Annotated in this window: 15 protein-coding genes and 3 tRNA genes; 8 read left to right on the forward strand and 10 right to left on the reverse strand. The window is 55.8% G+C overall.

Annotated elements, in window-relative coordinates:
* Positions 1 to 92: 92 nt before the first annotated feature.
* Positions 93 to 458, reverse strand: a complete 366-nt coding sequence (locus ACR0M3_RS00900) for a HesB/IscA family protein (RefSeq protein ID WP_480485772.1) — start codon at positions 456 to 458, stop codon at positions 93 to 95.
* 217 nt (positions 459 to 675) lie between these two features.
* On the opposite strand from ACR0M3_RS00900, the gene ACR0M3_RS00905 reads away from it, so the two are divergent.
* Positions 676 to 1,017, forward strand: a complete 342-nt coding sequence (locus tag ACR0M3_RS00905) for a hypothetical protein (protein ID WP_480909284.1) — start codon at positions 676 to 678, stop codon at positions 1,015 to 1,017.
* 233 nt (positions 1,018 to 1,250) lie between these two features.
* On the opposite strand, the gene ACR0M3_RS00910 is transcribed toward ACR0M3_RS00905, so the two are convergent.
* The 3 genes from ACR0M3_RS00910 to ACR0M3_RS00920 all read right to left on the reverse strand — a co-directional run bounded on the left by ACR0M3_RS00910 (position 1,251) and on the right by ACR0M3_RS00920 (position 2,876).
* Positions 1,251 to 1,613 carry an SUF system Fe-S cluster assembly protein gene (locus ACR0M3_RS00910; RefSeq protein ID WP_209504059.1) on the reverse strand — a complete coding sequence of 121 codons (363 nt, stop codon included), beginning with the start codon at positions 1,611 to 1,613 and terminating at the stop codon, positions 1,251 to 1,253.
* 94 nt (positions 1,614 to 1,707) lie between these two features.
* Positions 1,708 to 1,986, reverse strand: coding sequence for an NfeD family protein (locus ACR0M3_RS00915; RefSeq protein ID WP_267364499.1), 279 nt, complete (start codon positions 1,984 to 1,986; stop codon positions 1,708 to 1,710).
* Positions 1,986 to 2,876 (reverse strand): SPFH domain-containing protein, encoded by an 891-nt coding sequence (locus ACR0M3_RS00920; protein ID WP_480472533.1) that lies wholly within the window; start codon positions 2,874 to 2,876, stop codon positions 1,986 to 1,988. The genes ACR0M3_RS00915 and ACR0M3_RS00920 overlap by 1 nt, the downstream gene beginning before the upstream one ends.
* Positions 2,877 to 3,051: 175 nt before the next feature.
* Here ACR0M3_RS00920 and ACR0M3_RS00925 point away from each other — a divergent pair, with 175 nt between their 5' ends.
* The 3 genes from ACR0M3_RS00925 (at position 3,052) to lon (ending at position 7,845) form a co-directional block, all read left to right on the forward strand.
* A complete protein-coding gene (locus tag ACR0M3_RS00925) occupies positions 3,052 to 3,963 on the forward strand; it encodes a nucleoside hydrolase (protein ID WP_480909286.1) in 912 nt (303 codons plus the stop codon).
* A gap of 63 nt (positions 3,964 to 4,026) precedes the next feature.
* Positions 4,027 to 5,157: a tRNA guanosine(34) transglycosylase Tgt gene (tgt, locus tag ACR0M3_RS00930; protein ID WP_480545616.1), complete on the forward strand. Its 1,131-nt coding sequence runs from the start codon at positions 4,027 to 4,029 to the stop codon at positions 5,155 to 5,157.
* A 279-nt stretch (positions 5,158 to 5,436) separates the two neighbouring features.
* Complete coding sequence (lon, locus tag ACR0M3_RS00935; protein WP_480485761.1) at positions 5,437 to 7,845, forward strand: endopeptidase La; 2,409 nt, start codon at positions 5,437 to 5,439, stop codon at positions 7,843 to 7,845.
* A 138-nt stretch (positions 7,846 to 7,983) separates the two neighbouring features.
* Here the strand turns inward: lon and ACR0M3_RS00940 are convergent.
* Positions 7,984 to 8,058, reverse strand: a tRNA-Val gene (locus ACR0M3_RS00940).
* A gap of 181 nt (positions 8,059 to 8,239) precedes the next feature.
* Here ACR0M3_RS00940 and ACR0M3_RS00945 point away from each other — a divergent pair.
* From ACR0M3_RS00945 to uvrA, 3 genes are all read left to right on the forward strand, one after another.
* A tRNA-Asp gene (locus ACR0M3_RS00945) sits at positions 8,240 to 8,316 on the forward strand.
* Positions 8,317 to 8,361: 45 nt separating this feature from the next.
* Positions 8,362 to 8,438 (forward strand) — tRNA-Asp (locus tag ACR0M3_RS00950).
* A gap of 177 nt (positions 8,439 to 8,615) precedes the next feature.
* Positions 8,616 to 11,474, forward strand: a complete 2,859-nt coding sequence (gene uvrA, locus ACR0M3_RS00955; protein WP_480564944.1) for an excinuclease ABC subunit UvrA — start codon at positions 8,616 to 8,618, stop codon at positions 11,472 to 11,474.
* A 16-nt stretch (positions 11,475 to 11,490) separates the two neighbouring features.
* Here the strand turns inward: uvrA and ACR0M3_RS00960 are convergent, their stop codons facing one another.
* The 5 genes from ACR0M3_RS00960 to ACR0M3_RS00980 all read right to left on the reverse strand — a co-directional run bounded on the left by ACR0M3_RS00960 (position 11,491) and on the right by ACR0M3_RS00980 (position 16,215).
* Positions 11,491 to 11,814 carry a hypothetical protein gene (locus tag ACR0M3_RS00960; protein ID WP_480481119.1) on the reverse strand — a complete coding sequence of 108 codons (324 nt, stop codon included), beginning with the start codon at positions 11,812 to 11,814 and terminating at the stop codon, positions 11,491 to 11,493.
* Between the two features lie 108 nt (positions 11,815 to 11,922).
* Complete coding sequence (mmsB, locus tag ACR0M3_RS00965) at positions 11,923 to 12,795, reverse strand: 3-hydroxyisobutyrate dehydrogenase (protein WP_480909290.1); 873 nt, start codon at positions 12,793 to 12,795, stop codon at positions 11,923 to 11,925.
* Positions 12,796 to 12,798: 3 nt separating this feature from the next.
* Positions 12,799 to 13,839: a 3-hydroxyisobutyryl-CoA hydrolase gene (locus ACR0M3_RS00970; protein WP_480909292.1), complete on the reverse strand. Its 1,041-nt coding sequence runs from the start codon at positions 13,837 to 13,839 to the stop codon at positions 12,799 to 12,801.
* Between the two features lie 7 nt (positions 13,840 to 13,846).
* Complete coding sequence (locus ACR0M3_RS00975; protein WP_480564935.1) at positions 13,847 to 14,989, reverse strand: acyl-CoA dehydrogenase family protein; 1,143 nt, start codon at positions 14,987 to 14,989, stop codon at positions 13,847 to 13,849.
* A gap of 110 nt (positions 14,990 to 15,099) precedes the next feature.
* Entirely contained in the window at positions 15,100 to 16,215 is a 1,116-nt protein-coding gene (locus tag ACR0M3_RS00980) for a carboxylate-amine ligase (protein WP_480485758.1), read from the reverse strand.
* Positions 16,216 to 16,352: 137 nt separating this feature from the next.
* Between ACR0M3_RS00980 and ACR0M3_RS00985 the strand changes: the two genes are divergently transcribed.
* Complete coding sequence (locus ACR0M3_RS00985; RefSeq protein WP_480909295.1) at positions 16,353 to 17,204, forward strand: class I SAM-dependent methyltransferase; 852 nt, start codon at positions 16,353 to 16,355, stop codon at positions 17,202 to 17,204.
* The last annotated feature ends 25 nt before the right edge of the window (positions 17,205 to 17,229 follow it).

Here is a 17,229-nt window from a genome sequence, read left to right on the forward strand (position 1 = left end):
TCTTACAATTCCACGGATCGGGTGGGTTCAAGCGCTATGATCGACAATACGGCGTTCGGTCGGGCCCGTGTCACGGGATTATCCGGCGCAAACTAGGATTGCTGCGTGATGCTTTCATCGAATTTGATGGATTCACCGCAACCGCAGGCGTCGACAACATTCGGATTCTTGAACTTGAAACCTGATTCCAGCAACGACACCTCGTAATCGATTTCAGTCCCGAACAGGAACATCTGCGCCATTGGCGCGATCATGACGCGTGCTCCATCCTGTTCGACAACTTCATCATGCGGATCAGCCTGATCGACATATTCCATGGTGTATTCCATGCCTGCACAGCCGCCTTTCTTGACGCCAATGCGCAAGCCAGCGTGGCCACCCGAGTTCATCAGGCGGGTGATTTGTTCTGCGGCTTTAGGTGTCATGGTCACAGCCTGTTTGCCGGGAATGCCGAACATGTAAGTCTCCGTTGTCGCGCGTTGCGTTTAATTTAGGGCTCAGGAGGTCAAGGCTCAAGACGGTGTGTTATAAAGAGTTTTATCCGGATGAAACAACCCGGCATTCAGAATGGGTTCGCTGAAGATATCCAACTGTGAGACCGTGGAACTGAATGGGTTCAAGTTGGTCAGCCGTTAATTCGGTTTGCTTTGATATACTATCGGAAAGGATATTATTGTGAATGATTTACAGGCGATTGTTAATTCGATCTTGATGCGCGCGGTGCTTACCATTGCAGTTCTTCTGTTTGTTCCGGATGATGCGGCGGCCACCAATGATGGAGAGAGGCATCCGGTAAACTGCGCGACCGCCGAGGGCGATTTGCGCGCCATCGCGGCCGAGAAAAAGCACGCGCAGGACCAACAGTTGGAATGTGTTGCCGCCATTACTCCTGCCGGGGCACTTTTGGGGCTGGTCACAGGAACGGAACACAAACGGCTGCAAATGCTATCGGGGGACTACATCAATCAACTTGACGCCAGATCTGCGAAAATCAAAAAGACCTGCAATTTGAACTGATTACCCGACGTTTGGTGGTTTGGATAAGAAAAAGGACCGTTCTCGGGCAAGAACGGTCCGTGTTTCGGGGCCGGAACTCGGGGGGGGCGGTCAAATCATGTCTGGCCCGAGGCGCGACACTGATTGGTGCCGTCCGCAGGTCTTTTCCCGCATCATTGTGACAGGGACAGCACGAGCAGGTAACAAAAACGCCAATGTTTTGTGACAAATACCCGGGAAACTGTGGCAGGTGCCTACATAAATCCTAGTTCCAGACGCGCTTCGTCTGACATCATTTCCATACCCCAGGGCGGCTCCCAGGTCAGTTCCACGTCAACCTCTTTGACGCCTGCAACAGGCTCGATCGCTTCCATGATCCATCCGGGCATGTCGCCGGCAACAGGGCAACCGGGTGCTGTCAGTGTCATGATCACCTTCACGGCGTTGTCCGTGGAAATGTCGATCGTGTAGATCAGGCCGAGGTCATAGATGTTCACCGGGATTTCCGGATCGTAGACCGTGCGACACGCTTCGACCACGGGCTCGTACAGGGGGTGCTCAATGGTTGACGGCGCAATCAGCGGTGTGCCTTCAAACTGTTCGCTCGGATGAGTCATCTTTGCCTCGGGTCAGTTGCCTGAGCGATTATATAGGGAATAGGAGCAACAGGGTCCAGTAGGGCAGCGGCGCCGATTGGGGCGCCGCGGCAATTTAGTCGTTGATGTCGTGGTTGAAAGTTTTGACCTGACCGTTCGGCAACGCAAACAGTTTCCGCAAAACAAGCCATGCAATCAGTGACATCACTGCAAAGATCAGCGCCAATACATTCAAAGACAGAGCCATTCCGGGTACGGCAAGGATAAGCCCCGTGACTGCGGCTCCGATTGCAAAGCCCAGAAAGATGAAACCGGGCAGGAAAATCTCAAGGATACCCAGCGCCAATGCGGCGGCCAGCCAGATCCACCAGGTCAACCAGAAGGGGTCAGCCATCACTTTCCTCCTTTTAACATTTTGAACGCGTCACCAAAGGCTTCCAGTGCGTTGGCAGGCACAACAATGGTTTGCTTGCCAGTACCGTTTCCAAGCGCGTTCAGGGCTTCAACCTGTTTCAAGGCAACCTGATACTGAGCAGCTTCGATGCCGTTATCCTGAATGGCCTTGGCGACCACACCTGTGGCATAAGCTTCGGCTTCGGCCTGAATGCGCCGCGCCTTGGCGGTTTGTTCCGCCGCATAAAGCTCGGCGTCGGCATGCAGCTCGACTGCGCGCTTTTTGCCCTCGGCTTCTGTCACCTGCGCACGACGGGCGCGTTCGGCGTTCAGCTGTTGCAGCATGGCGTCACGGGTGGCCTGATCCAGATTTACGTCCAGAATCTCGGCGCGGGTGACTTCGATGCCCCAGTCATCGACAGCTGTTTCAACGCTTTCCTGAATACGCGTGATCAGTTGGGACCGGTTCGACTGAACCTCATCCAGATCCATCTTACCAATCTCGGCGCGAACGATCCCGGCGACAGTGGTGGCAATCGCGCCATCTACATCGCGAATCCGGTAAACCGTCTTTTCAGGTTCGAGAATACGGTAGAAGACCGATGTATCGATCTGCACCAGAACGTTGTCCTTGGTGATTGCGTCCTGCGTCGCGTTTGGCAGCTGGCGTTCCAGGATCGATATCTTGTGACGCGCAATGTCCAGTAGCGGAACAATAAAGTTGATGCCGGGGCCAAGCACGGAATGCAGGCGCCCAAACCGTTCAACCACATATTTTTCGGACTGTGGTACAATCTTGATGCCTTTGAAAATGATAACAATTACCAGCACTGCTGCCAGCAGGTAAATGATGTTCGACGAAAGCAATCCGATGATTTGGTCTTCGGTCATTCTGTCCTCTTATTGTTGTGTACTATAGTATACATGTGGCGATTGAGTCGCCCGATTTCAACTCTGGTATGAGGGGAAAGCAGCGTCATGCAAATGCCCAGATAGTGAAACGCGGCATTGAAAATTAGTGCTGTGACCGCTTTGCATCCCTGATTGTTTGCGATATCGGGCTTGGATGAAAATGATAATCGATACAGATCCTGGCATCGATGATGCCATGGCAATCGCCTATGCCGCCGCAGCGCCCGAGATCGAGCTGATCGGCCTGACCACCGTGTTCGGAAACACGCATGTTCACCAATCCAGCCGCAATGCCCGGTTCCTGCTTGATAAGCTGGGTCTGGATCTGCCTGTCGCGGAAGGGGCTGCGGTTGCCCTGGGTGCCGATACGCATTCGCCCTCCGAACATGTGCATGGTCCCGAAGGATTCGGTGACCTGACTGAAATTCCCGAAATTGGAAGCAACCACGCCCTGCCAGCTGCTGAATTTCTGGTTGATATGGCGCTAACCCACAAGAAAGAGCTGGTGGTGTGCGCCGTGGGCCCCCTGACCAACATCGCCAACGCCATTCGTCTGGATCCGGAATTCGCCGACAATCTGGGGCGTTTGGTGATCATGGGCGGGGCGGTGTACTGCCCTGGTAATATTACAGTACATGCCGAGGCCAACATCTATCATGATGCGATTGCCGCTGAAGAGGTCTTTGCCACACCGCCGGAAACCGTACTGGTCGGCTTGGATGTCACGCTGAAAACGCTCTACGAGACTGCAGATTTCGAAAGCCTGGCAATGCGATCACCTGACATGGGGTCCTTTCTGCGAGATATCTCTCGCTTTTACCTGAAGTTCTACAAGGACGTCGGTGGTCTGGAGGGCTGCGGCCTGCACGATTCGACGGCTGTGATTGCTTGTTCTCATGGTGCTATGTTTGACATGGTCGAAACGGGTCTGCGGGTTGTCACCGAAGGCGACCAGAAGGGTGCGACGCGACCTGATCTGGAACGTCCCGCAGTTCGGGTCTGCCGCGACGTGGATGGGGCAGGGGTTGTTCAACTGTTTACAGACCGTGTTGCCTCGCTACCCTGACGGGTTGCAAAGACCGAACGGATCGGGCAAAGCCTGCCCGGTTCGGCGACCCGAGGCGATGACATGACCCAACAGTTTTCTTTTGATCTGAAAGCCACAGACGGCAAAGCCCGGACCGGTGTGATCAGCACACCGCGCGGCGACGTGCGAACGCCTGCCTTTATGCCGGTTGGCACTGCGGCAACGGTCAAGGCGATGATGCCGGAAAGCGTTCGCGCGACGGGGGCAGACATCCTGCTGGGGAACACCTATCACCTGATGCTGCGTCCGACCGCTGAGCGTATTGATCGACTGGGTGGACTGCACAAGTTCATGAACTGGGATCGGCCCATTCTGACAGATTCCGGCGGATTTCAGGTCATGTCGCTGGCCGGTTTGCGCAAGCTGACTGAAAAGGGCGTAACCTTCAAATCCCATATTGACGGGTCAAAGCACGAATTGACGCCGGAACGGTCGATGGAGATCCAGCGCCTGTTGGGCTCGGATATTGTCATGTGTTTCGATGAATGCCCTGCGCTGCCAGCGGATCGTGACCGCATTGCCGAGTCGATGCGCCTGTCGATGCGTTGGGCCGGACGGTCGCGCGATGCGTTTGGCGATCGTCCGGGGCATGCGCTGTTTGGCATCATGCAGGGTGGGCTGGAAAAAGACCTGCGCGAAGAAAGCGCCGAGGCGTTGAAATCTATCGGTTTCGAAGGCTACGCAGTTGGTGGCCTGGCCGTCGGCGAAGGGCAGGAGGCCATGTTCTCTTGCCTCGATTATGCCCCCGATTTCCTGCCATCGGACAAGCCGCGCTATCTGATGGGCGTTGGCAAACCCGACGATATCGTCGGTGCTGTTGCCCGCGGGATCGACATGATGGACTGTGTGTTGCCCTCGCGGTCCGGGCGTACAGGGCAGGTTTTCACCCGTTACGGTGTGGTGAACATCAAGAATGCCCGTCACGCAGACGATCCGCGGCCGCTGGACGAACGCTGCACTTGCCCGGCTTGTTCGAATTATTCCCGCGCTTACCTGCACCACGTGTTCCGTGCGAATGAGATGATTTCCGGCATGTTGCTGACATGGCATAACCTGCATTATTTTCAGGAGATCATGGCCGGCATGCGCGACGCGATTGCCGCGGGCGCGTTCGAAGTCTGGCAAGCCGATTTCCACGCGCAGCGCGCGCAGGGGGATATCGAACCGCTGTGATGTTTTGCCCCCTCTAAGGCGAAAACGGGCAATTCTGCACAGCAGGGCTGTTTTCTGGCGACTGATCGCGCAAGACCGGGGCGTATTCTACTATTTTGGTGGATATGTTCCCGGCACGCCTTGCAGTCCGCCAAACCTCGGTTCATTCTGATTGGTGATACATGGCGGTAAGGTTGAAAATGGGCGATGAGGCCCCACCTTTATCGTCCAAGACAGGAGACGGTCAAATGTTGCCTCGATGAGGGACAAGTACCGTCTTGCCAACGATAAGGATAGAGCATGCAAGAGCCTCTGAATTCCTCCTACCCCGTCCTGCCGCTGCGCGATATTGTGGTGTTCCCACATATGATCGTTCCGCTTTTCGTAGGCCGTGACAAATCGGTCCGCGCGCTGGAAGAGGTGATGCAGGACGACAAGCAAATTTTGTTGTCCAGCCAGGTCGATCCCGGCGTTGACGACCCTGATGAAGAAGGCATCTACCGCACCGGCGTTCTGGCAAATGTGCTGCAACTGCTGAAGCTGCCCGATGGCACGGTAAAAGTGCTGGTCGAAGGGCAGGCGCGCGTTCAGATCACCGAGTTTCTGGAGAACGAAGAGTTCTTCGAAGCCCGCGCGGAATACCTGACCGAAATTCCCGGCGACGTCACCACGACCGAAGCACTGTTGCGCACTGTCGCGGACGAGTTCGAGCGTTACGCCAAAGTGCGCAAGAACATCCCCGAAGAGGCACTGACCGCAGTGGGCGATACAACCGAGCCTGCGAAGCTGGCCGACCTTGTGTCGGGGCATCTGGGCATCGAAGTCGAACAAAAGCAGGAGCTTCTGGAAACTCTCAGCGTCAGCGAGCGGCTTGAGAAGGTCTATGGCCTGATGCAGGGCGAGATGTCTGTTCTGCAGGTCGAGAAGAAGATCAAGACCCGCGTCAAATCCCAGATGGAGAAGACGCAGCGTGAATATTATCTGAATGAGCAGATGAAGGCCATTCAGAAGGAACTTGGCGATGGTGAGGACGGCAGCAACGAAGTTGCTGAACTGGAAGCCAAAATCGCCGAGACCAAGCTGTCGAAAGAAGCGCGGGAAAAGGCCGAGGGTGAGCTTAAGAAGCTCAAGAACATGTCGCCCATGTCGGCCGAAGCCACAGTCGTGCGCAACTATCTGGATTGGATTCTTGCTCTGCCTTGGGGCACCAAGTCCCGTGTCAAAAAGGATCTGGGCCGCGCGCAGGAGATTCTGGACGCCGACCATTATGGGCTTGAGAAGGTCAAGGAACGGATCGTTGAATACCTTGCGGTTCAACAGCGCTCGAAAAAGCTGAAAGGGCCGATTCTGTGCCTTGTCGGTCCTCCGGGCGTCGGTAAAACATCGCTGGGTAAGTCGGTTGCGAAGGCAACCGGGCGCGAGTTCATTCGCATCTCATTGGGTGGTGTACGCGACGAATCCGAAATCCGGGGCCATCGTCGGACTTACATTGGCTCGATGCCCGGCAAGATCATTCAGGCGCTGAAGAAGGCGAAAACCACGAACCCGCTGATTTTGTTGGATGAAATCGACAAGATGGGGCAGGATTTCCGGGGTGACCCGGCATCCGCGATGCTTGAGGTGCTGGACCCCGAACAGAACAACACGTTCATGGACCATTATCTTGAGGTTGAATATGACCTGTCCAACGTGATGTTCCTGACCACGTCGAACAGCTACAACATGCCCGGGCCTCTGCTTGACCGGATGGAGATCATCCCGTTGGCCGGTTACACCGAGGACGAAAAGCGTGAGATCGCCAAGCAGCACCTGATCAGCAAACAGGTCAAGAACCATGGTTTGAAAGCCAAGGAATTCGAACTGACCGATGAGGCGCTGCAAAAGATCATCCGCACCTATACCCGTGAGGCGGGCGTACGGAACCTTGAACGTGAAATCGCCAAGGTTGCGCGCAAATCGCTGACCAAGATCATCAAGAAGGACGCGGAAACCGTTAAGGTCACACCCGAAAACCTGCAAGATTTCCTGGGTGTGCCGAAATTCCGTTATGGCCTGGCCGAGCAGGACGATCAGGTTGGTGTTGTCACCGGTCTTGCCTGGACGTCAGTGGGTGGCGACCTGTTGCATATCGAAGCGTTGAAACTGCCCGGCAAAGGGCGGATGAAGACGACCGGTAAGCTGGGCGATGTGATGAAGGAATCCATCGACGCCGCTTCGTCCTATGTGCGTTCGATTTCACCTCAGATCGGGGTAAAGCCGCCGCAGTTCGACAAGATCGACATTCACGTTCACGTACCGGATGGCGCGACACCCAAGGATGGCCCATCGGCTGGTTTGGCTATGGTCACGTCGATTGTCTCGGTTCTGACCGGTATTCCCGTTCGGAAAGACATTGCTATGACCGGCGAAGTCTCACTACGCGGGAATGCGATGCCGATTGGTGGTTTGAAAGAAAAACTGCTGGCCGCGCTGCGTGGTGGGATAAAGACCGTTTTGATCCCGGAAGAGAATGAAAAGGATCTGGCGGATATCCCGGACAACGTCAAAGAAGGGCTGAAGATCATCCCGGTCAAACATGTCTCGGAAGTTCTGGAACATGCTTTGGTGCGTAAACCGGAACCGATCGAATGGGACGAAGCCGCGGAAGAGGCCGCGGCAGCGGCGGCCGCGTCGCCCGGTAATACCGGACCTTCCGCGACCGCGCATTAAGTCTTTGGTGAGTCAACAAAAGGCGAAGCAATAGCTTCGCCTTTTTTGTTGAGGGATGTAGTGAAGACCGCACCATGCAGCGCCAAGACGTTGCATGAAACCAGCGTTTCATTTTGGGCATCGGTGTGCTCTGGAAAATGGTGGGTGATAACGGATTTGAACCGCTGACATCTTCGATGTGAACGAAGCGCTCTACCACTGAGCTAATCACCCATGGGACGGGGTGATATCTTTCCCGAAGGTTGGCTGCAAGGGAAATAGAACCTGCGGCATCCGCAAAAAATCGCGCCGTATACAAAATTCTGGAATCTGACAAAAAACTTGAAAACGCCGCTTGACGCTGCCCGAGCGTAGCCATAATACACCCAAACGTTCAGCAATGAACATGCAGCGGGCGGTTGTAGCTCAGTTGGTTAGAGTACCGGCCTGTCACGCCGGGGGTCGCGGGTTCGAGCCCCGTCAACCGCGCCACCGCTGCCAACCTTGGTCCAGGCAAAAGGCCACGAAAATAGATGCGCGGTTGTAGCTCAGTTGGTTAGAGTACCGGCCTGTCACGCCGGGGGTCGCGGGTTCGAGCCCCGTCAACCGCGCCATTTTCATCCTCAAGCAGATCAACGGTTGCGCCTTTACGGGCACCTTTTTCCAATCCATTGATCATTGCAGGTTCTAATCGGCGAAATTTCGACTGTTCACTAAATGTTCTAACTTTTCTGTTGGAGTCTTGGTCTGGCTCGCCTATCTCTTAACCACTTGTTTGTTGGGGGCCGCATATGGCTGAGCTGAAGAATATCGAGGTGCGCGGCGCGCGCGAACATAACCTCAAAGGTATAGACGTTGATATCCCTCGGGATCAGTTGGTGGTCATCACCGGACTGTCGGGTTCGGGGAAGTCCTCATTGGCGTTTGACACCATCTATGCAGAAGGCCAGCGCCGGTATGTCGAAAGCCTTTCGGCCTATGCCCGGCAATTCCTGGATATGATGGAAAAGCCGGATGTCGACCATATCAGCGGCCTGTCTCCGGCAATTTCGATTGAACAAAAGACGACGTCCAAGAACCCGCGTTCAACTGTGGGCACGGTAACCGAAATCTATGACTATCTGCGTCTGTTGTTTGCGCGCGCCGGAACGCCCTACAGCCCGGCCACCGGGCAGCCGATTGAGGCGCAGCAAGTGCAGGACATGGTCGACCGGATCATGGCAATGGAAGACGGCACACGCGGCTATCTTCTGGCCCCCATCGTGCGCGACCGGAAGGGTGAGTACAAAAAAGAATTCCTGGAGCTGCGCAAACAGGGTTTCCAGCGCGTCAAGGTGGACGGAGAGTTTTACGAACTTGATCAACCGCCTGTATTGGATAAGAAATTCCGTCACGATATCGATGTGGTTGTTGATAGACTGGTTGTACGGGAAGGAATGGAAACGCGCCTGGCCGACAGCTTGCGCACCGCTCTGGACTTGGCGGACGGGATTGCCATATTGGAAACTGCCCCGCGCGAGGGTGATCCGGAACGCATCACATTCAGTGAGAATTTTGCCTGCCCGGTCAGCGGTTTCACCATTCCCGAAATCGAACCACGCCTGTTTTCGTTCAACGCGCCATTCGGTGCCTGCCCGGATTGTGACGGTCTTGGGGTCGAGTTGTTTTTCGATGAACGCTTGGTGGTGCCGGACCAGACTCTGAAACTCTACGATGGTGCTTTGGCCCCATGGCGAAAGGGCAAATCACCATATTTCCTGCAAACCATCGAGGCCATCGCGCGCCATTACGAGTTTGACAAGAACACGCCCTGGAAAGACCTGCCGAAAAATGTGCAGGAGGTCTTTCTGCGTGGGTCCGGGGATGATGAAATTCTGTTCCGGTACGACGAAGGCGGGCGCGTCTATCAAGTGACCCGCAGTTTTGAAGGCGTGATCCCGAATATGGAACGGCGGTACCGCGAAACTGACAGCGCGTGGATTCGTGAGGAATTTGAACGATATCAAAACAATCGCCCCTGCGGCGCCTGCGAAGGCTACAGGCTGCGGGCCGAAGCGCTGGCGGTTAAGATCGCCGGGCTGCATGTGGGGCAGGTGGTGCAGATGTCGATCCGTGAGGCTTTGGCGTGGATCGAAGATGCGCCCAACCACCTGAGCGCCCAGAAAAACGAAATTGCCCGCGCCATCCTCAAGGAAATTCGCGAGCGACTTGGTTTCCTGAATAACGTTGGTTTGGAATACCTTACGCTGTCCCGTTCAAGCGGAACGCTGTCAGGAGGCGAAAGCCAGCGTATTCGTCTGGCCAGTCAGATCGGCTCGGGGCTGACCGGGGTCCTCTATGTGCTGGATGAGCCTTCGATCGGACTGCATCAGCGTGACAATGACCGGCTTCTGGATACGCTCAAGAACCTGAGGGATCAGGGCAATACGGTGATCGTTGTAGAACATGACGAGGAAGCCATCCGCGAGGCTGACTATGTTTTCGACATCGGTCCGGGGGCAGGTGTGCATGGCGGTCAGGTGGTCAGTCACGGAACGCCTGCGGAAATCGCGGCAGATGCGGCCTCCATTACCGGGCAGTACCTGGCAGGAACGCGTGAAATCGCGGTTCCGGTGCAGCGTCGGAAGGGGAAGAAGCAGAAAGTCACGGTGGTCAAGGCCACGGGCAACAACCTGAAGAATGTCACAGCCGAATTCCCCTTGGGCAAATTTGTTTGTGTCACCGGTGTGTCGGGCGGGGGTAAATCCACCCTCACGATTGAGACATTGTTCAAAACCGCGTCAATGCGGCTGAACGGGGCACGTCAGACACCAGCACCCTGTGAAACCATCAAGGGGCTGGAGCACCTCGATAAGGTCATCGACATCGACCAGCGCCCCATTGGGCGAACGCCGCGTTCAAACCCGGCGACTTACACCGGGGCCTTCACCCCGATCCGAGATTGGTTTGCCGGCCTGCCTGAGGCTAAGGCACGCGGGTACAAACCCGGTCGCTTCAGCTTTAACGTCAAAGGCGGGCGGTGTGAGGCATGTCAAGGTGACGGTGTCATCAAGATCGAGATGCACTTTCTGCCTGACGTCTACGTGACTTGCGAAACTTGCAAGGGGGCGCGGTATAACCGCGAAACGCTTGAGATCAAGTTCAAGGGCAAATCCATCGCGGATGTGCTTGATATGACAGTGGAAGATGCGCAGGAGTTCTTCAAGGCCGTGCCCTCAATCCGGGACAAGATGGACGCCCTTGCGCGTGTGGGTCTTGGCTATATCAAGGTGGGTCAACAAGCCACGACGTTGTCAGGTGGCGAGGCGCAGCGGGTAAAGCTGTCCAAAGAGCTGTCGAAGCGTTCAACCGGACGAACGCTCTATATTCTCGACGAACCGACAACAGGTCTGCATTTCGAAGATGTGCGCAAGCTGTTGGAAGTGCTGCACGAACTTGTCGATCAAGGAAATACGGTCGTAGTGATTGAACATAATCTGGACGTGGTTAAAACCGCGGATCATATCATCGACATTGGGCCTGAAGGTGGTGATGGCGGTGGCGAAATCGTCGCCACCGGAACACCGGAAGACATAGCCGATGTTGAACGCAGCCACACCGGGCGATACCTGAAGCCGATGCTGAAAGGGGCGCGCGTCGCGGCAGAATAAGTGCCCAGACGCGGCCTCAGTTCAGGATATCTGCGATCGCACCAATCAGGTTCAATACTTTGCGTGTCTCGGGGTCGACCCGGTACACGTAGTCACCTGCACGGACATATGAGTAGTTTCGGTTCAACCCATAGCGATAGGGGTCATTGATCCAGCGGTAATCGTTGGTAATGAAGTCACCATCGCGATAGATTTTCTTTGCCTGACCCGGCGGCACACAGGGAACGGATTTCTTGGCCAGACCCGGAGGGCAATGCCCGGCCTTGTTCTTTGCACCCGCGGCAATCGGGGAAAGGGCCAAAGCCGCCAGAGTTGCCGTCGTCACCAAAAATCTCGTCATGTCGCCTTCCTTTGCGATTTGGCCAGCCGGGGCCTTTTGTTCATGACTGCCTAGATGGTCGCTTGCCCAACATCTGTCAAATCGTTGGGCAAGATGCCGCCAGTTGTCTTAGTCACGTCTGCGCTTTTCGAACCGTGGCAGCATGGCACTGAAATCGCGTCCCTTGCCATCTTCGTTCTCGACAAATTGCTCATAAAGCGCGGTGGCAACCTGACCCATTGGCGTATCTGCATCTGCACTCTCTGCCGCCTGCTGGCTGAGGCGCAGGTCCTTCAGCATCAGCTCGGCCGCGAAACCGGGGGCGTACCCATTGTCCGCAGGGCTTTGCGGGCCGACACCGGGGGCAGGGCAATAGGCGTTCATCGTCCAGCTGTATCCGGACGACGTACTTACCACGTCAAACATCTTTTGCCGGTCCAGACCCAGCTTGTCGGCCAATGCGAAGGCTTCACAGGTTGCAATCATGGTGACACCAAGGATCATGTTATTGCAGATCTTGGCAGCCTGACCAGAACCGGCCTCACCACAGTGAACAGCTTTCTGCCCCATGATGTCGAACAGAGGGGATGCCTTGGCAAACGCGGCTTCTGATCCGCCAGCCATAAAGGTCAGCGTGCCAGCCGCAGCACCACCGATGCCGCCTGAAACCGGCGCGTCTACGGACAACAGTCCGGCGTTGATGGCCTGATCCGCAACTGCCCGCGCGCTTTCCACATCAACTGTCGAGCAATCGATTAGCACGGCACCTTGTGCCATTGCAGGAATGATCTGATCCGCAACGGCCCTCAGAATCGCACCGTTTGGCAGCATCGTGATGACAGCATCGGCCGCTGCAACAGCTTCCGAAGCGGTTGCGGCTTGAGTAACCCCGTCAACCGTCACGCCTGCTGTATCAAAGCCAAGTACTTTATGACCGGCTTTTGCAAGATTGGCTGCCATTGGCGCGCCCATGTTTCCCAGTCCGATGAAACCGATTTGCATCTCTTAATCCTCTTCGAAAGTCAGGGCGTCCGCACCCAGGGGCTGAAGCATTTTCGACACGGTAACCAGAGGGACGTTCATGTCAGGAAACTGCCAGTTCGGGTTGCGATCCTTGTCGATGATCTGCGCGCGGATGCCTTCCAGAAAATCGCCATGCTCCATCGCGCGGTGGGTGAAACGATACTCCATCTCCAGAGCTCGGCGTATGGTCAGAGAAGGGGAGCGCAGGCGATGAAGAACCTCGATTGTGCAAGCCACGGAAAGCGGTGCGTTTTTCCTCAGCATGCCCAGAGATTTCGCTGAAAACTCACTGTCGTCGCTGCGCAGACTGTTCAGAACGTCGCCAAGGGTTTCACCGGAAAAATGCTGATCGATTTGCGCCTGCAAGTTCGCCAATTCACCATCAGTCGGTGTATCGGCGTGGTCAGCCAACAGTTCAGCGTTTCCAGAGGCTTCGAGCAACTCGATCAGATCGGACCATTGTGATTGCGGGATGAAAAGGTCGGCAAACCCTGCATAGATCGCATCCGCAGGCCCCATCCGATAGCCCGTTGTTCCCAGAAACTCACCCGCGCGTCCAGGCGCAAGGGCCAGCATCAACGAGCCGCCGACATCCGGCACCAGTCCGATGGAACATTCTGGCATGGCAATCTTTGCGCTTTCTCCAACAACGCGATGGCTGCCATGGCATCCGATGCCAACACCGCCGCCCATCGCGAACCCCTGAAGAAAGCTGATGACCGGTTTGGGATATTCGAAGATCAGGGCATTCAGACGGTATTCGTCACGCCAGAATTTCTGACCGTAAGAAAAATCACCCTTGGTGCCGGTTTCATAAAGTTCAGCAATATCACCGCCCGCGCAGAAGGCCTTTTCCCCTTCGGCGTCCAGGATGATCAGGTTAATCTCATCGTCCTCGCGCCAGTTGCGCAGCGCTGTGTCGATAGCCATGCACATGTCATAGGTCATCGCGTTCAGCGCATGAGGACGGGTCAGGGTGATACGCCCGGCACGGCCTGTGGTGCGGATATCGATATCTGACATGGGTGCCTCAGCGATTGGCAAGCAATTGGCGTGATACAATCACACGCATGATCTCGTTCGTGCCTTCCAATATCTGGTGCACACGAAGATCACGCACAAGCTTTTCGATGCCGTAATCCGCAAGATAGCCATAACCGCCATGCAATTGCAGGCACTGGTCCACAACTTTCGATCCGGTCTCGGTAACGAACTTCTTGGCCATGGCGCAGAACTTCGTGGCATCCGGCGCGCCCTGATCCAGCTTCCAGGCTGCCTGCCGAAGGAACGTACGCGCGGCCTGCAATTCGATCTCCATATCCGCCAGACGGAATTGAAGGGCCTGAAACTGGTCGATGGATTGGCCAAAAGCCTTTCGTTCGGACATGTATTGCAGCGTCATATCCAGCCCGGCCTGAGCGGCCCCAAGCGAGCAGGCAGAAATGTTAAGCCGCCCGCCATCCAACCCCATCATCGCGTATTTGAATCCGTCACCTTCCGCGCCCACAAGGTTTCCGGCCGGTATCTTGCAATCGTCGAACTGAACTTGCGCGGTGGGTTGGCTTTTCCAGCCCATCTTCTGCTCGAGCGCGCCAAAGCTGAGGCCGGGCGTGCCGTCTTCAACGTAAACGGTCGAAATCCCTTTGGGCCCGTCCTGGCCAGTACGCACCATACAGACGTAAGCGTCGGAATATCCGCCGCCTGAAATGAAGGCCTTTGTTCCGTTCAGCGTATAGCCTTCGTTGGTCCGTTCGGCGCGTGTTTTCAGCGCTGCCGCATCCGATCCAGAACCGGGCTCGGTCAAGCAATAACTCAACACAGTTTTCAAGCTCAGAACATCGGGCATGATGCGCGCCTTGAGGTCATCGTCTGCAAAGTTGTCGAGCATCTTGGCGCACATATTATGGATCGACAGGAACGCCGCGACCGACGGGCAGGCCATCGATAGGGCCTCAAAAACCAGAGTTGCATCCAGACGGGTCAGGTTTGACCCACCGCTGGCCTCGGACACGTAAAGGGCGCCGAAGCCAAGCTCTCCGATTTGGGGCCATAAGGTTTTGGGGATCGTTCCATCAGCCTCCCATTGCCGGGCAAAAGGGGCGATATGTTCCTGACCAAAGGCATGTGCCATGTCGAAAATGGCTGTTTGTTCCTCGCTGAGTGCGAAATCCATGGCGCTCCCTCCCATCGGCAATGAATTGAACAGTTGTTTATTTCTGAATTCTTACAGAAATTTTGCAGGCTCAACAATGGCTCTGGGCAGGGGACTGTTGTCGCCAGTGTCTAAAGATCCGCGTGGAACTCTTCGATCAGGTGGCGCACGACGGCCTTGCCAGGATCTTCCCCGCGCGCGGAAGCCTCGGCATGAACGCGGCGCTGGCGTGTGGCCGAGGTGCCGTTTTCGGCGATCTGCCGCAGGCGGGCCAGTTCCGACATTGTGCCCAGTGCCTCGGCGTCTTCGGCCAGCAATCCCATCAGATCACCGATCAGGTCGGACATGGGTTTGATCGAGCGATCGCCGAAATCGATCAATCCTTCGCCCACACCATATCGCTGCGCGCGCCAGCGGTTTTCACCTATCAGAAAGCGATCATATTGCCGCCAGCGCAAGTTGCGATCTTTCAAGCGGCACAACATTCTGGTCAACGCCTGAACAAGGGCGGCCAGTGAAAGCGTGTGTTCCAACCTTGGCTGGACATCCATAATCCGCGTTTCAAGCGTTGGAAAGCGATGCGAGGGGCGCAGGTCCCACCAGATCTTAGTGGTATCTTCGATGACCCCAAGTTCAATCAAAATACCCGTGGTGCGCTCATATTCGCCCCAGCTTGCAAAGACCGGTGGCAGACCGGTACGTGGCAGATTGTCAAAGACGGTCAGACGGTACGACGACAGGCCCGTATCCTCGCCGTTCCAGAAAGGCGAGGACGTTGACAACGCCAGAAGATGCGGCAGGAAGTAAGACAATTGCGGCATCAGATCAGAACGCAAGGCTCGGTCTTCGACTCCGACATGAACATGCATGCCGCAGATCAACATCCGGCGGGCCACGCCCCCAAGCGCGTGTTGCAGCGCATCATAGCGTTCCTTTCGGGTGTGATGCTGATCCTTCCAGTTCGCAAAAGGGTGGCACGACACGGCTATTGGTGACAGGTTATATTCCGCAGCCCGTTCCGATACACAGGAGCGCAGGCGTTTCAGGTCCTCGCGCGCCGAAGCAACGGTTGCATGCGGGCGGGTGCCGACTTCTATCTGGCATTGCAGGAATTCGGGGCTGACCTGTCCTTCGAAATCATTCTGACAGGCTTCCATCAACGCTTCGGGAGCTTCGGACAATTGGAGGCTGTCGCGGTCTACAAGAAGGTATTCTTCTTCGATCCCGATCGTGAATTCCTGCTGCATGGCGGCCCTCGCGGTAGTTATTTTGATCAGTGAATACGGAAATTTTCTTTTTGCCAAGGGTTTGCCCGGCTTGTCCTTGCAGAGGAACGACCACCAAAGGTATGGAATAACGCAGCAAAGACCACGGAGCCAGCGACTTGAAACCCAGAAAATTCCCGCAGATCAACGCCGCCCTGGATGAGCTGGGTGTGAAACTGGTCGACAAGGTCACCGAACAGGATGAGCGCGCGCGGCTGGAAGCTTTTGAGGCTGCCGGAGGTCTGACGCGCCCCGTCTATGCTTTGTCGCCGGGAATGGATGGGTTTGATATTTCGCAACTGGTCAGTGAATACGCCGCGCATAAGCATGCGCTGGACGCGCTGAAGGATCCTGAGCGCAATCAGACCGGCTATCGTGCTGGAAACGGCTATTACGACAGTCCCGACGCGGATGCCTTGTATCTGATGATCCGACGCTTTCAACCCCGGCGGGTGATTGAGGTTGGATGCGGAAACTCGACCAGAGTAACCCGGCAGGCAGTCATCGATGGCGGGTTTGACACCACAATTACGGCAATTGATCCGTATCCCCGCGCTGACATTGCCCATGTTGTTGATCGGTTCGAACAAAAACGGCTGGAGGACACCGACCCGGCTCTGTTTTCAGAGCTGGAAGCCGGCGACATTCTGTTCATCGACTCCAGCCATGTTGTTCGGATGAGCAACGACGTCGCGCACTTGTTCTGCCGCATCATTCCGACACTGAAGCCCGGAGTCGTGATCCATGTGCACGATGTTTTTCTGCCCTACGAATACCCCAAGCGGTTCTTCTATGACTGCCCGGGCTGGGGCGAGCAGTACATGTTGCACGCTTTGTTGCAATCTGGCGCATATTCAATGCTTTGGCCGGGATATTACCTGCAACAGGATCGGCCCGATGCTGTCGCCAATTTGCCCTTTTTGGCTGAAGGGCGCGCGCAAAGCATCTGGGTGCAGCTAAAAGAAAAGTGATCTCAGACTGATCCGGCGTGACGAA

This window comes from Ruegeria sp. O5 (genome assembly GCF_056535105.1).

What these genes read in the sequence shown, in the direction of transcription:
- ACR0M3_RS00900 (WP_480485772.1), bottom strand. Translation starts at nt 458, where the DNA reads ATGTTCGGCATTCCCGGCAAACAGGCTGTGACCATGACACCTAAAGCC.
- ACR0M3_RS00910 (WP_209504059.1), bottom strand. Translation starts at nt 1,613, where the DNA reads ATGACTCATCCGAGCGAACAGTTTGAAGGCACACCGCTGATTGCGCCG.
- ACR0M3_RS00915 (WP_267364499.1), bottom strand. Translation starts at nt 1,986, where the DNA reads ATGGCTGACCCCTTCTGGTTGACCTGGTGGATCTGGCTGGCCGCCGCA.
- ACR0M3_RS00920 (WP_480472533.1), bottom strand. Translation starts at nt 2,876, where the DNA reads ATGACCGAAGACCAAATCATCGGATTGCTTTCGTCGAACATCATTTAC.
- ACR0M3_RS00925 (WP_480909286.1), top strand. Translation starts at nt 3,052, where the DNA reads ATGAAAATGATAATCGATACAGATCCTGGCATCGATGATGCCATGGCA.
- tgt (WP_480545616.1), top strand. Translation starts at nt 4,027, where the DNA reads ATGACCCAACAGTTTTCTTTTGATCTGAAAGCCACAGACGGCAAAGCC.
- lon (WP_480485761.1), top strand. Translation starts at nt 5,437, where the DNA reads ATGCAAGAGCCTCTGAATTCCTCCTACCCCGTCCTGCCGCTGCGCGAT.
- uvrA (WP_480564944.1), top strand. Translation starts at nt 8,616, where the DNA reads ATGGCTGAGCTGAAGAATATCGAGGTGCGCGGCGCGCGCGAACATAAC.
- ACR0M3_RS00960 (WP_480481119.1), bottom strand. Translation starts at nt 11,814, where the DNA reads ATGACGAGATTTTTGGTGACGACGGCAACTCTGGCGGCTTTGGCCCTT.
- mmsB (WP_480909290.1), bottom strand. Translation starts at nt 12,795, where the DNA reads ATGCAAATCGGTTTCATCGGACTGGGAAACATGGGCGCGCCAATGGCA.
- ACR0M3_RS00970 (WP_480909292.1), bottom strand. Translation starts at nt 13,839, where the DNA reads ATGTCAGATATCGATATCCGCACCACAGGCCGTGCCGGGCGTATCACC.
- ACR0M3_RS00975 (WP_480564935.1), bottom strand. Translation starts at nt 14,989, where the DNA reads ATGGATTTCGCACTCAGCGAGGAACAAACAGCCATTTTCGACATGGCA.
- ACR0M3_RS00980 (WP_480485758.1), bottom strand. Translation starts at nt 16,215, where the DNA reads ATGCAGCAGGAATTCACGATCGGGATCGAAGAAGAATACCTTCTTGTA.